The 12289-nt window shown below is 56.8% G+C and carries 15 protein-coding genes; 1 reads left to right on the top strand and 14 read right to left on the bottom strand.

Annotated elements, in window-relative coordinates:
• From pduP to pduA, 14 genes are read right to left on the bottom strand one after another with little or no spacing between them, the layout of a single operon-like run.
• Positions 1-1395 carry a CoA-acylating propionaldehyde dehydrogenase PduP gene (gene pduP, locus NA624_RS14785; protein WP_001097675.1) on the bottom strand — a complete coding sequence of 465 codons (1395 nt, stop codon included), beginning with the start codon at positions 1393-1395 and terminating at the stop codon, positions 1-3.
• Positions 1392-2402, bottom strand: a complete 1011-nt coding sequence (pduO, locus tag NA624_RS14780) for a two-domain cob(I)yrinic acid a,c-diamide adenosyltransferase PduO (protein ID WP_001029482.1) — start codon at positions 2400-2402, stop codon at positions 1392-1394. Before pduO ends, pduP begins: the two co-directional genes overlap by 4 nt.
• 9 nt (positions 2403-2411) lie before the next feature.
• On the bottom strand, positions 2412-2687 hold the full coding sequence (gene pduN / locus NA624_RS14775) for a propanediol utilization microcompartment protein PduN (protein ID WP_000549825.1): 276 nt from the start codon (positions 2685-2687) through the stop codon (positions 2412-2414).
• Positions 2688-2690: 3 nt separating this feature from the next.
• Entirely contained in the window at positions 2691-3182 is a 492-nt protein-coding gene (gene pduM / locus NA624_RS14770; protein ID WP_001012966.1) for a propanediol utilization microcompartment protein PduM, read from the bottom strand.
• Positions 3179-3811: a phosphate propanoyltransferase gene (locus NA624_RS14765; RefSeq protein WP_000356728.1), complete on the bottom strand. Its 633-nt coding sequence runs from the start codon at positions 3809-3811 to the stop codon at positions 3179-3181. Before NA624_RS14765 ends, pduM begins: the two co-directional genes overlap by 4 nt.
• Positions 3811-4293 (bottom strand): propanediol utilization microcompartment protein PduK, encoded by a 483-nt coding sequence (gene pduK, locus NA624_RS14760; RefSeq protein WP_001284380.1) that lies wholly within the window; start codon positions 4291-4293, stop codon positions 3811-3813. Before pduK ends, NA624_RS14765 begins: the two co-directional genes overlap by 1 nt.
• Before the next feature lie 3 nt (positions 4294-4296).
• A complete protein-coding gene (pduJ, locus tag NA624_RS14755; RefSeq protein WP_001057755.1) occupies positions 4297-4572 on the bottom strand; it encodes a propanediol utilization microcompartment protein PduJ in 276 nt (91 codons plus the stop codon).
• Between the two features lie 19 nt (positions 4573-4591).
• Positions 4592-4942: a propanediol dehydratase reactivase beta subunit PduH gene (gene pduH / locus NA624_RS14750; protein ID WP_000377981.1), complete on the bottom strand. Its 351-nt coding sequence runs from the start codon at positions 4940-4942 to the stop codon at positions 4592-4594.
• On the bottom strand, positions 4932-6764 hold the full coding sequence (gene pduG, locus NA624_RS14745; RefSeq protein ID WP_001268900.1) for a propanediol dehydratase reactivase alpha subunit PduG: 1833 nt from the start codon (positions 6762-6764) through the stop codon (positions 4932-4934). Before pduG ends, pduH begins: the two co-directional genes overlap by 11 nt.
• Before the next feature lie 15 nt (positions 6765-6779).
• Positions 6780-7301, bottom strand: coding sequence for a propanediol dehydratase small subunit PduE (gene pduE / locus NA624_RS14740; protein ID WP_001090597.1), 522 nt, complete (start codon positions 7299-7301; stop codon positions 6780-6782).
• Positions 7302-7315: 14 nt separating this feature from the next.
• Complete coding sequence (pduD, locus tag NA624_RS14735) at positions 7316-7990, bottom strand: propanediol dehydratase medium subunit PduD (protein WP_000405048.1); 675 nt, start codon at positions 7988-7990, stop codon at positions 7316-7318.
• A gap of 10 nt (positions 7991-8000) precedes the next feature.
• Positions 8001-9665 carry a propanediol dehydratase large subunit PduC gene (gene pduC, locus NA624_RS14730; RefSeq protein WP_001256896.1) on the bottom strand — a complete coding sequence of 555 codons (1665 nt, stop codon included), beginning with the start codon at positions 9663-9665 and terminating at the stop codon, positions 8001-8003.
• An 18-nt stretch (positions 9666-9683) separates the two neighbouring features.
• A complete protein-coding gene (gene pduB / locus NA624_RS14725) occupies positions 9684-10496 on the bottom strand; it encodes a propanediol utilization microcompartment protein PduB (protein ID WP_000097491.1) in 813 nt (270 codons plus the stop codon).
• Positions 10493-10777 carry a propanediol utilization microcompartment protein PduA gene (gene pduA, locus NA624_RS14720; RefSeq protein ID WP_001183618.1) on the bottom strand — a complete coding sequence of 95 codons (285 nt, stop codon included), beginning with the start codon at positions 10775-10777 and terminating at the stop codon, positions 10493-10495. Before pduA ends, pduB begins: the two co-directional genes overlap by 4 nt.
• Before the next feature lie 524 nt (positions 10778-11301).
• Between pduA and pduF the strand changes: the two genes are divergently transcribed.
• Positions 11302-12096: a propanediol diffusion facilitator PduF gene (gene pduF / locus NA624_RS14715; RefSeq protein WP_001000023.1), complete on the top strand. Its 795-nt coding sequence runs from the start codon at positions 11302-11304 to the stop codon at positions 12094-12096.
• The last annotated feature ends 193 nt before the right edge of the window (positions 12097-12289 follow it).

Below are 12289 nucleotides of genomic sequence, written 5' to 3'. Positions count from 1 at the left end.
TTAGCGAATAGAAAAGCCGTTGGTCAGTACGCAGCGCCGGGAGCGGGCAAAAGTACGCGCTGACGTGGTCCCTTCACCGGTTGGCGTGGCAATAGTAAAGGTGGTAAAGCCTTCGCCGCCGACGCCGATCCCGGCATAGGAGGGGCCGTTTTTGACGAATATCGAGGTTTGCAGCGTGCGGGCCGCGAGGTTCAGGCGCGACACGTTCTGCGAGTGCATAATGGCGGTATGATGCAGCCCCTCTTCAACCTTCAGGGCCAGCGCCAGCGCGCTATCGAAATCGCTGACTTTTACCACCGGCAGCATCGGCATCAGCTGTTCGCTGGTGACCCACGTATCGTCGGCGTTGACAACGGCAATCAGCAGACGCGGCGCTTTTGCCGGGACAGCGATCCCGGCGGCTTCCAGCATGGCCGATGGGCTCTTGCCGACCAGTTTTTTATTCGCCTGGCCTTCAGGCAGGCAGACGGCGCGGAGTTTGTCGGTATCGGCAGGGCTTAGCAGCAGCGCGCCGAAGGTTTGCATTTGCTGCACCAGACGCTCGGCGACGCTCTCCACTACGATCAGGCTCTTTTCGGCAATGCAGGGCAGGTTGTAATCGAATGACGCGCCGTTAATGATATCTTCCGCCGCTTTCACCAGGTCTGCCGTTTCATCGACGATGCAGGGCGGGTTACCCGCGCCAGCGCCAATCACCTTCTTACCGCTCTTCATGCCCATTGCCACAATGCCCGGGCCGCCGGTAATGGCCAGTACTGCGATTCGCGGGTGGGCCATCATCTGCTGGGTCGCTTCGAAAGTCGGTTCAGCCACGGTCACCACCAGATTGCGGATGCCGCAGCAACGGAAGGCAATCTCTTCAATCAGGCTAATCAGCTTCAGAGAGACCTTTTTCGCTCCCGGATGCGGGCTAAAGTAAATACTATTGCCCGCCGCCAACATGCTGATGCTGTTATTGATGATGGTTTCCGTCGGGTTGGTGCTTGGGGCGACCGAACCGATGACGCCAAACGGCGAGTATTCAAAGAGCACCATGCCGCCGTCACCGGTCAGCGCGGTGGTGGTGAGATCTTCTACGCCCGGCGTGTTGTCCAGCGCAGCCTTGTTCTTGAGGAATTTATCTTCTTTGTTGCCCATCCCCGTTTCATTGGCGCTCTCTTCCGCCAGGGTTGCCAGTAGCGGCGTCAGCTCCTGACGCATCGCGCTGATAATGGCGCTGCGGGTTTTTAGCGGGCACTGCTGATAACGTAAGAACGCCTGGTGCGCGGCGTCGATGGCCTCGCTCACGGACTGGAAAATCCCTTTGCCCTGAGGCTGGGCCGGCGTTTGCGCCGGCGTGGTTAATTGCTCGCTAAGAATGGTGCGAATCAGGGTTTCGAGTTCAGAAGTATTCATTGATGAGTTCCCACGTTAATAGCCGCGATGGCGGTCTGTGCTATGTCCATGTCCTGCTCAACGCTGCCGCCGCTGATGCCAAGACCCCCAATTAATATGCCGTCGCGCCACAGGGCGTAACCGCCGCCAAAGGTGACCACTTTTCCCTGTAAATGACTTTCCAGGCCATAAAGCGCCGCGCCCGGCTGAACAACATCGCTCAGCTCATGGGTCGCCGTTTTCATCGCCACTGCGGTCCAGGCCTTTTTCGGCGCCAGTTCGCTGCTGACCAGCAGGGCGTCCGGCATCCGCCAGGTCACAGTTTCCGTGCCGTGCGCGTCAACGATGCTGACGACTACCGGAACCTGCAGTTGCTGCGCGCGTTCAACGGCGGCGCGGGTGAGCTGGTGCAGATCGTGGAATGAGAGGGCCACGGGCGTTGTCTCCTTGCTGCGGGTCGGCTGGCTGGCAGCCAGATAGCGCTTGCTAACTTCACGGATGATGTTGGCCTGGTGCGCATCGCTATCTTCCGCGCGGGCCAGGGCGTACAGGCAGTCCGATAAGCGGTTGATGTAGCGCATCAGCACCTGACGTACGTTGACTTCCGCCGCCAGCTCAACCAGACGGCGTTCGGCGCGGCGCGCCAGCGTGCGGGCAAAATGTAAGCGGCTCGCGGCTTCGCAGCGTCCGGGTAAAATAAAGCTGTGCAGCGGTTCGACGCGGGCCATTGCCCGATCGATAGCGGCTTCCAGGGCCGAAATCTCTTCGCTGCTGATGTAGCGCTGTTTGGGCGACGGCTGCTCGCTGTCGCTGGCCAGCTCTGCGCTAAACCAAAAAAGTTGCTGCTGGATGGCCTCGAGTAAGGTGCGGTGATTTTCATCCGCAGCGGCGCAGGCGCACAGGCTCAGCGCGGCGTTCAGCTCATCCAGCGTGCCGTAGGCTTCAACCCGCGGGTGGGTTTTGCTCACCCGCTGGCCGGTAAACAGTGATGTGGTGCCAGCGTCACCTGTTCGGGTATAAATCGCCATAACCGCCCCTTAACGCGAAAGCGTATCTACAATGCCGACAACGGCGAGGTCGATGGCCTCATTTGGCCCGGAAAAAACGTGCCTGGCGCTGGAGCCGCCGCTGAGCAAAACCAGTTCGCCGACGCCCGCGCCGACGGAGTCCACGGCCACTTCATCGCCGGAGGTGGGCGAGGCGGGGAGTTCGCCATCGGCGCTGACCCGACGCACCAGCAGCAGCTTTTTCCCAATCAAAGAAGGTGATTTTTGCGTGGAGACAACCGCGCCCGTGACTCGTGCCAGATGCATGATTTACTCCTGCTTAATTAATTGAATATTCCGCGCATTGGCCGCGTCACGCGCCATGGCGGTCACGATGCATTTGCGGTGGACAACCACACGCCCCCGGCTTAGCAGCGCGACATCGCGATAGCTCAGCACCGAACCCGCATGCAGAACCAGCGGCAGTCCGTGCTCATCGGTGAATACCAGCGGCAGACGAGCCAGTTTTTTTACCGGGATAACCGGCAGCAGCTGGCTGTGCAGGCTGAGCTGTACGCGGATGCCAAACGCCAGCGCGTCGTGAATTTTCCGGGCTGCGGCATCGTCGGTTTCTGCATCCGCAAGCTGACCCAGCAGCGGCAGGTCGACGAGCAGGATGCGTAGCGACGCGTGCTGACAGAACAGCGCTGGACAGTCGGCATCGCGAAGTTGCGTAACGCTCAGCGTCGCCGTGCTCTGGGCACGGCGCTGCAGCCGGGAGACAATCTCCTCGACAATGCGCTGCAGGGTTTCGCCGTTCATCGCGGGCCTACCAGCCGGGCAAAGGCCTGCGGGTTATCGGCACCAGCGGCGTTGGCTTCATCGGTATCAATGTGCATTTCGAGGCGCATGTCCGGTGAAACGCGAATCGCCACGTTGTTGAAAATCAGCCCGCGCTCGTCGCCTTCAATCGCCACTGAAACCCTATCGCCGTGGGAAACCCGCAGGATCAGCGCATCAAGCGGCGACATATGGATATGCCGCTGCGCGACGATAACCCCGGAAGGTAGCTCCAGTTCGGCAAAGGGGCTGACCAGGCGGATGCCCGGCGTCCCCTTCAGGTTGCCGGACATTCTCAGCGGCGCGGCAATCCCCAGCGTTCTCGCATCGGTACGCGAAATTTCCACCTGGCTTACCGAGCGCAGCGGACCGAGCAGGCGCACATTTTTGAGCTGCCCTTTCGGTCCCACCAGGGTGACGGTTTGCTCCGCGGCGTATTGTCCCGGCTGCAGCAGCGCTTTTTTCTCGCTGATGGGATGGCCGGGAAACAGCCGCTCATAATCCTGTGCGGACAGGTGGATATGACGGTTTGAGACGCTCAGCGGGATAGGCCGCAGGCGCATCTCATCAAGAACTTTACTGACCGTTGATTGCAGAAGCTCTTTATCCATTACGCTTCACCTCGCTTACCGGGATGAATGCAAAGCGTACGAGGTTCGCCCTTCTGGCGAGGACATTTTGGATCCAGACACAGGTTGCAACTGACCAGTTCTGATTCCTGCGGGGCCTCTTCTGCTGTCGCTTCAGAAACGACATCAGCTATCTCTGACGCTTCAGGCTCAGGTTCAATGACGGAGGGTGGGGGGGGCTCTGCGAGCAGGATCCCTTCTCCGGGCCTGGCGATAACCTTGTGGGCCACCAGGCCATTCCGCTGTTCGGCGAAATGCGCACCGGTGGTGATAGCCGCCTGAACGGAGGCCACATCACCGGTAATTTTAATCACCATCCAGCCTGAACCATTGGTCTTTTCGAGGGCGAGCAGCGTGATAGAAGCGGATTTCGCCATGATATCGGCGCAGCTGATAGCCAGTGCCAGACCACAAACTTCAAGTAATCCCAGTGATTGCTTCACGCGGTGCTCCTTATTTGCCATCGATTAGGCTGATTTCGGTAAAATGGCCTCAACATCGCTGTGCGGACGCGGGATAACGTGGCAGGATTTCACTTCACCCACGACGCTTGCCGCCGCGCTGCCTGCATCTACGGCTGCTTTAACCGCGCCGACATCGCCGCGAACCATGACGGTAACCAGGCCAGAACCAATTTTTTCGTAGCCCACCAGCTGTACGTTGGCGGATTTAACCATTGCATCGGCGGCCTCAATGGCGCCGACCAGCCCTTTTGTTTCAACCAGTCCCAGTGCGTTATTCATACTGCAGTTCTCCTGTTGCTTAGCTATTCAGATCCCGGAAAGGGATCCCTTTGACCAGCCGTGCCGCGTTATTACCGGTGTTGCGTTGGGCCTGACTGTCCTGATGATGCATCAGCGTAAAAAGCGGCGCCGATGCGGGTAAATTCTTGTAATGCACGACCAGCGAGTGTCGATCGCAGGCAATGCCAACCAGCAGCGGCGAGCTGCGCGCCGCCTGCCAGGCGCTGTCAACGACCTCTCCTGCCGGATGATGCTGAAGCAGGAAAGGGATGCCTTCCTCTTCAATGCCCAGCAGCACTTCGTGCCAAAGGCTGGCGCAGTCGCTGATAACGGTAATGACGATGGCCGGGGCGCTGTGATTACTGTCCATGTGCAAACTCCTTATGCCAGGAGAGAATCAGGCCGGTGGCTACCGCGTTTCTTGGGCCTTCGCTGCCGCGAATATTTCCTCGCCCGGCGACCAGGCGGTAGTGCGCCAGCGCATCGGTGACCAGCTGCGGAACTTCGAAATCCAGCGACGAGCCGCCGACCAGCACCACGAACGGAATATCGCGAATGTTGCCGGTTGGACTGACCTGACGCAGCGCGCGCAGGGCGTTGGTGACAAAGACGCGCTCTTTGGCGCTGCGGCGAATGGCGCGCACTTTTTCCAGCACTAAGTCGCCGGGAAGCGGCACCAGTTCGTCCGGTTTCACCACGCAGACGCGGGCGAACACGGCGGGAGGCAGCGGCGTCGGGAAGAACTGGACGCTGCCGTCCTCGTGGCGTAAGTGGAACAGGCTTTCGACCTTAGCCAGCGGGTATTTTTTGATCTCTTCCGCCAGATAGCGGTCTTCCAGCCCCAGTTCGCGGGCAATAATCATCGTGACCATGTCGCCTGCCCCGGCGAGATGGGTGGCGATGATTTCGCCTTTAGGGTTGATGATGGAGGCATCGGTGGAGCCCGCGCCGAGGTCGAGGATCGCCAGCGGTCGGGTGGTACCCGGCGTGGTCAGCGCGCCCAGAATGGCGGCTTCAGCCTCAGCGCCGCCGATCTGCACGTCGATATTGAGCTTCTGTTCGATTTCGCGGGCAATCATCGCCATTTGCAGACGGTCTGATTTCACCATCGAGGCGATGCCGACGGCCTGCTCCAGCGAGAACTCCCCGGCCAGACCGCCGGTGACGCTCACCGGAACCGAGGTGTCAACGGCCAGAAGATCCTGAATGAAAATCTCGCTGCTGGGCTTATTGGTTAGCTCGGCCATGGTCTGGCGCACGTGCTCCAGCATGCCGCCGATATTGGTCCCGGCCTCGCCGGTGACGTTGTCGAGTTTGCCGCAGCCGTCGACCGCTTTCATGATAGCTTCGGCACCGGCGGCAACATCCACGCGCACGGTACGACCCTGAGCCTGCAGCTCCAGGTTACCGGCGGGTATTGCGCGCGCTTTGACGTCGCCGGATGGCGTTTTAACCACCACGGCGGAACGGTTGCCAATCAGCGCGCGCGCCATCGGAACGATGTTTTTCGTCTCATCGGCGTTGAGATTAAATACGGTGGCGATGCCGTAAGGGTTAGAGAGGGTTTCGATAACCTTTCCCGGCACGGCGACTTCAATCGCCGCCAGCATTCCCAGCGGAATGCGGTCGATGTACAGAACTTCGTCAACGATCGGCAGCGATTTTTCCAGCCGGTTGCTGACCAGTACGCCATCGTCGCGCTGCAAAATGACGCCGGTAATCTGGTATCCGGCGCGCATTGAGGCGTTGATAACATTGGCGATATCGGCAAAATCAAAGGCTGACGATACCACCAGAATATAGGACGAGTCCGCAGGGCGGGTTAACAGCTCCTCCGGCGTAATCGTGATACCCACACCAAGGCCTACTCCCCCCGGCGTTTTTGGGTTATGGCCGATCATTGTCGATTCGGTGATGATGGTTTCGGTAATGGTTTCCATCGCCACATCGCCAATCACCGGCGTGGCTTCGTTAATGCGGATGAGCGAAATATCGCTGACATTGATCCCCGCGCGCTTTGCGACGAGGGCGAGCGCTTCCTGAATGCCGAACACGTTACGCAACGTGCCTTTGATCCCGGTCGTTTCCGCCAGCGCGCTGTGGGTGATTGTCAGCGCGCCAGCCTCATTCAGAGTCGCCAGGGCGACTTCCGTCGATGAGTTGCCGATATCAATGCCAGCTATATATCGCATCACATACCCCTGTAATTAATCGTCGCCTTTGAGTTTTTTACGCTCAACGTACAGCCCTGCCGCTTCACGAACGAAAGCTGCGCAAATCTTTGCCTGATAACGGTTTTCGAGATCGTCGGCGATAGCGAGCAGCTCTTCTTTCGTTGAACGATACGGACGAAGGGCGTTGTAGATTTCAAGAATGCGATCGTCCGGTACCGCGGTCAGTTCGGCGGCGCGTTCGAAGTTCATCGCCAGCCGGTCGCGGCCCGCATCTTTGGCGATAGACGCCTGTAAGCGCAGGGTTTCCGGGGTAATACGCATATCCTGAGCGGTGACTTTATTGCTCAGCACGTTTTCCAGCGTAAAGTCGTCCAGCGTTTTATTGGTGGCGGTTTTCACCCATTCCGGGTGCTTGTTCGCCAGCGGGTAGTCGCTGACCTTTGCGCTGCGGGACGTGCCGCCTGCCGCAGGAGCCGCTGCTGGCGCATCGCCCTGCAGGCTGTTCATGCGGCTCAATACGTCCCGGACCATCGATTCAATTGCGTCGGTATTCATGGAGTTATCCTTTATCAAAGCGCCACGCGCAGTTCCTGCGGGTTTTTGCCCGTCACGACGTACTTGGTCTCTTTAATGTGCAAAATGGCCGACTTTGCCTGGTACTTCGGGCGTGCCATCTGGTCATTGAGCGTAGGAACCGGCTGCGGTGATTCGCGTTTCGCATAACGGGCGGCGTTTTTACCAATCTGACGGTAGGTTTCCAGCGTCAGCAGCGGTGCCTGCGGGAACAGCTCCAGGTTGGAGAGCGGCGGTAGCCCCTGCTGGTGGATAACCGTAGTACCTTTCGACTGGATGCCGATGGAGATGCCGGAGCCGCTCAGGCGGTTACCTTCAACGGCGACGAACGCCACGTCGGAAGATTTAAAGCAGCGAATCACGCGCGCCTTGATGCCTTCTTCTTCAATACCGGCAATGACTTCGCGCAGAATGCTCTTATGCGGTAAGCCGACGATATTGACGGTTTGCGCCAGGCCAAATGCCGGGCCGACGGCGATAATGACTTCGTCCTGCTGAGTGCCCTGGCGCGCTTCGCCCACTTCGGTCAGAAAGCCGTCGCCCGCAGGCGCAGCGGTCTGTGGTGCTGTGGATGCCGCAGGCGCATTAAACGAGACGGGTTTATCGCTGCCCTTCATATCGCGGAGCACGTCTTCAATTATCTGGCGCAGCAATTTTTCATTAATTTCCATTTCTCACCCCTTAATCAATCTCGTTGGGATCAAGAGCGCCAGGGATGTTTTTAATCTCTTCCCAGCGTTCTCCCTGCAGGCGATAACCTGTTGCCGGACCGGCATAGTCATTGACGTCATTAACCGCAGAGAGCACTTGTCCGTCGCCGACGATAATGGCGGAGGTGTGCAAATAGTCGCCGGTTAGCTTGGCTTTCTGGATGTTGAGCATGTCCTGGGCCACGTCGGTAAACCCGCCCTGCGCCAGCGCTTTAACGACTTCCAGACCGTTGCGGTTTTTATTGATGATTTCCTGGGCGAACTTGATGTCTTCGACGATGTTACGCTCCGGCATATCTTTCGAACCGTGGGCATAGGTCGCGGCTTCAACTTCTTCATCGGTAATCGGCGGTAGTCCCATTCCGGCAAACACGGCCTGCAGCGCGCGGGCGGCTTTGTTACGGATGGCGATAACGTCCTCTTCGCGAACCGGGCGCAGACCGCCGTCCACTTTCAGGTCACGCTGGATAACGTTGTAGTCGTCAAAGTCTTCCGCATCTTCGTTGGAACCGGCGAACATGTTGTCGTAGTTCGGCACCGCGGAATAACCAGAGGAGATAAAGTCGGTACCCGGCAGGAACTGCATCAGCAGGCGCGCGGTACGACGCATATCGGAGTGGGTGAAGGTCTGGTCGTTACTGGAGGCGCATTCCAGATCCAGCGACGAGCAGATCAGGTTTTCCGCCAGCACGGCACGAATGCCTGACGGCACGGCAGACGGTACGCCGATGCAGCTTACGGAGCCGTTTTGCAGACCCTGAACGCCAGCTGCTTTGGTGATATAGATGCAGCGCGCTTCCAGATACAGCATGGATTTGCCTTCGGCGTAGCCCATCTGCACTTCTGAGCCGGAGCCGGAGGTGAAGCGCATTTTCAGGCCGCGAGAGGCGTAGGAAGAAGCTAAGAAGCCCTTCGACCATGGTGTATCGTCACCGTCGGTGAAGACCGGCTCGGTGCCGTAAACGGAGATGGTTTCGGCGTAGCAGGTGTGGCCCAGCATGCCGAGCTTAAGCTCGGTGGCTTCTTCCAGGGAGCACTGCGTCAGTACGCCCGGACGACCAACCTGAGAACCGACCAACAGCGCGATGGCGTTGAACGGCGCGTAGCGTGCTACCGCAACCGTGGTTTCTTGTTCGTCAAACCCGCGCCATGCGCCTTCGGCGGCATCGGCGGCAATTTGCACCGGGTTATCCTTGACGTTGGTGACGTGCGCTTGCTGAGATGGCGTGCGGCGGGCGCGCATTTTCTGCATCGCCATCATCATCTCAACCACGTTCATATGCGAAACCACTTCAACAATTTTCGCCGGGGTCATGGCGGTGGTCAGCGGAACGATTTCGCTGCGCTTGACGTTAGGATCGCACAGCATATTGGCAAGCTTGACCGAATCCATCGCCATCACTTCTTCGGCGCGGTTCAGGTTGATGCCGTAGCGGGCGATAAAGTGGTCGATCAGGTCGAATTCGCTAACCGGTTTTCCGTCCAGCTCGGTCACCGCGCCGTTAACGATTTTAATCGACGGTTTCGGGTCGTTCGGGCTTTCCATTGCGATAAAGCCTTCTTCGATCCACTCCTTAACAAAGCCGTCCTGATTCACAGGGCGTTTCGCCAGTGCTTCAAATCTTTTCGATCTCATGAATCAGCCTCGTGGGTATCAGATGTAGGACGGGCGATCGTTTTTCGGTTCAGAACCGAGGGTCGCAAGGACGGTTTTGCCGATTTCGCGGGCGGAGATCACCGCCTGACGGACCGCGCCGGAGTCGCCGGAAATCACCAGAATGGCTTCGTTACTAAAGCTGGTGCCGTGCGCCGGAGAGCTGTACGCCACGACTTCAACGTTGGCTGACTTCAGGGCGGTATCGGCCATCAGTACGCCGACGGAAGCCGGAGCGCCGACGATGACGCCGCAGGCACGGCCAATCGGCGCGCCGAACGCTTTTTCCAGGGCGTAGCTGGCGCGAGCGGTGTACTGCAGCTCGATATGCCCGGCTTCGTTGCCGTAAACATCGCCGAAGGTGCGGTCCAGCTCTTTCAGCGCGACTTCGATACCGCGCTTGACGTCGGACACGTCGTTACCGCCTAAAATAATCAGCGAACCGTGGCCCGCGCCGCCTTTGGTATCGCGCGGCAGCTCAATGCTGACCACTTCGGTGTTGGTGGCTTTCACCGCTTCGTCCGCCGCCATAATGTGCGGGCCTGCGCCAGTGCGGGCGCCGAGAATACCTATGGAACGATAGCGCTTCTCAAGCTTCATCGCGTCCAGCAGGGCGGCATCGACGTTGGCGATAACCAGGCCCAGGGTATCGCCAATGGCGGTCCCGACAAATTCCGTTAAACTGCAGCTTTTTTCTGCCATAGCCGTCTCTCGTATAGGTTGGGGTTGACCAGGGATGGCCTGTTGTTCCGGCGTTGCCACACGGGCAATCACCTGCGCCATGATCTGTTCCACCAGCTCATTGCTGCTCATTGGCTAATTCCCTTCGGTAAGATTTTTTCTACATCGGTGTGAGGGCGTGGGATGACGTGTACGGCTTTCACTTCACCCACGTTGCGTGCGGCTGCGGCACCTGCATCGGTGGCCGCTTTGACCGCGCCAACATCGCCGCGCACGATGACGGTTACCAGCCCGGAGCCAATCTTTTCATAGCCCACTAACATCACATTGGCTGACTTAACCATTGCATCAGCGGCCTCTATGGCTGCGGTTAAGCCTTTGGTTTCTACCATTCCTAGTGCTTCTTGTTGCATAAAGACCTCGCATGGAGTGTTCCGATAGTGGGGACTATAAGAAGATGCGAGGAAAAAGAATGGCTGACTTGCTGTTGAGCATCAGAAAATAATGGGAAAACAATATGACTAAATTGTCTTTTGCTTTTATAACTTATTGATAAATTACATTTAATTTATTATTGTCTATATGATTATTTTGTTTTTATTATTTCATTTTTACATTTTTGTTAGTGACGAGAGTATTTTTATTTGATATGGCGAAAGACGCAAAATGTGATGTTTATTCGAAATTGATAAGTTGGCTTGTGCAATATTTTATTATTTCAACAGGCGTATTTTATAGCTCAAATTTCCCGTGTGATGGGCTGATAAAAATATCGGAAAAGCAAAATTTTGCTATCGCAACACGATTTTTCCGGAAGGCAGGCCCGCAGGTTGCCAACAATTTACAGGTGGCACTTTTTATAGTGAGGTTAGCTGTACTCTACCGCCAGCCGAAACTTGCGCTGGCCAGGACACGAACTTTGCTCAGAAGGTGTCACATGAATGATTCTCTAAAGGCGCAATGTGGTGCGGAATTTTTAGGCACCGGACTCTTTTTGTTTTTTGGTATCGGTTGTTTGAGCGCACTCAAAGTCGCAGGCGCCAGCCTCGGATTATGGGAGATTTGCATTATTTGGGGGCTTGGAATTTCACTGGCCGTTTACCTTACGGCCGGGATCTCCGGCGGACATCTTAACCCTGCGGTGACGATTGCGCTGTGGCTGTTTGCCTGCTTCCCCAAACAGAAAGTATTGCCTTATATTATTGCCCAGTTTGCCGGCGCTTTTGGCGGCGCTCTGCTGGCGTATGTGCTTTATAGTAGTCTTTTTACTGAATTTGAGACTGCGCATCATATGGTGCGCGGTAGCGTCGAAAGTTTGCAATTAGCCAGCATTTTCAGTACCTATCCGGCCGCAGCGCTAAATGTATGGCAGGCTGCGTTGGTGGAAGTGGTCATTACCTCGATTCTGATGGGCATGATCATGGCATTGACGGATGATGGCAATGGCATTCCTAAAGGGCCGCTTGCACCTTTGCTTATTGGGATACTGGTTGCCGTTATCGGCGCGTCTACTGGACCTCTTACCGGTTTTGCAATGAATCCGGCGCGTGATTTCGGTCCCAAACTGTTCACATGGTTAGCGGGGTGGGGGAACATGGCGATGAGCGGTGGGCGAGAGATCCCTTATTTTATCGTGCCGATTGTCGCGCCTGTTATCGGCGCCTGTGCCGGAGCAGCCATATATCGCTATTTTATTGGTAAGAATTTACCTTGTAACCGCTGTGAACTGTAAGAAAATGCGAACCAGATTCACAGCAATGATATATCGTAAAAACAGGTGAGATAATTTCGTGATCTGCTTTCACGAACTGATCAAAACGTCTCCCAGCAATGGGAGACTTTTGATATTGTCATTGTACTTTTTATCAGGGCCAGGATAATGCTAATAAAAAGTGAATGTAAATAATGTGTTTTGTTTATAACAA

Origin of the sequence: Salmonella sp. NW38, assembly GCF_051807745.1 — a bacterium.
In the GTDB taxonomy this organism is placed as follows: domain Bacteria; phylum Pseudomonadota; class Gammaproteobacteria; order Enterobacterales; family Enterobacteriaceae; genus Salmonella; species Salmonella enterica.
The sequence above is the reverse complement of the archived record's forward strand: the minus strand, read 5'-3'. Positions and strand labels throughout refer to the sequence as shown.

Coding starts and splice junctions, on each gene's coding strand:
- pduF (WP_001000023.1), top strand. CDS start 11,302: ATGAATGATTCTCTAAAGGCGCAATGTGGTGCGGAATTTTTAGGCACC.
- pduO (WP_001029482.1), bottom strand. CDS start 2,402: ATGGCGATTTATACCCGAACAGGTGACGCTGGCACCACATCACTGTTT.
- pduK (WP_001284380.1), bottom strand. CDS start 4,293: ATGGCAAATAAGGAGCACCGCGTGAAGCAATCACTGGGATTACTTGAA.
- pduJ (WP_001057755.1), bottom strand. CDS start 4,572: ATGAATAACGCACTGGGACTGGTTGAAACAAAAGGGCTGGTCGGCGCC.
- pduP (WP_001097675.1), bottom strand. CDS start 1,395: ATGAATACTTCTGAACTCGAAACCCTGATTCGCACCATTCTTAGCGAG.
- pduC (WP_001256896.1), bottom strand. CDS start 9,665: ATGAGATCGAAAAGATTTGAAGCACTGGCGAAACGCCCTGTGAATCAG.
- pduB (WP_000097491.1), bottom strand. CDS start 10,496: ATGAGCAGCAATGAGCTGGTGGAACAGATCATGGCGCAGGTGATTGCC.
- pduH (WP_000377981.1), bottom strand. CDS start 4,942: ATGGACAGTAATCACAGCGCCCCGGCCATCGTCATTACCGTTATCAGC.
- pduM (WP_001012966.1), bottom strand. CDS start 3,182: ATGAACGGCGAAACCCTGCAGCGCATTGTCGAGGAGATTGTCTCCCGG.
- pduE (WP_001090597.1), bottom strand. CDS start 7,301: ATGAATACCGACGCAATTGAATCGATGGTCCGGGACGTATTGAGCCGC.
- NA624_RS14765 (WP_000356728.1), bottom strand. CDS start 3,811: ATGGATAAAGAGCTTCTGCAATCAACGGTCAGTAAAGTTCTTGATGAG.
- pduN (WP_000549825.1), bottom strand. CDS start 2,687: ATGCATCTGGCACGAGTCACGGGCGCGGTTGTCTCCACGCAAAAATCA.
- pduD (WP_000405048.1), bottom strand. CDS start 7,990: ATGGAAATTAATGAAAAATTGCTGCGCCAGATAATTGAAGACGTGCTC.
- pduA (WP_001183618.1), bottom strand. CDS start 10,777: ATGCAACAAGAAGCACTAGGAATGGTAGAAACCAAAGGCTTAACCGCA.
- pduG (WP_001268900.1), bottom strand. CDS start 6,764: ATGCGATATATAGCTGGCATTGATATCGGCAACTCATCGACGGAAGTC.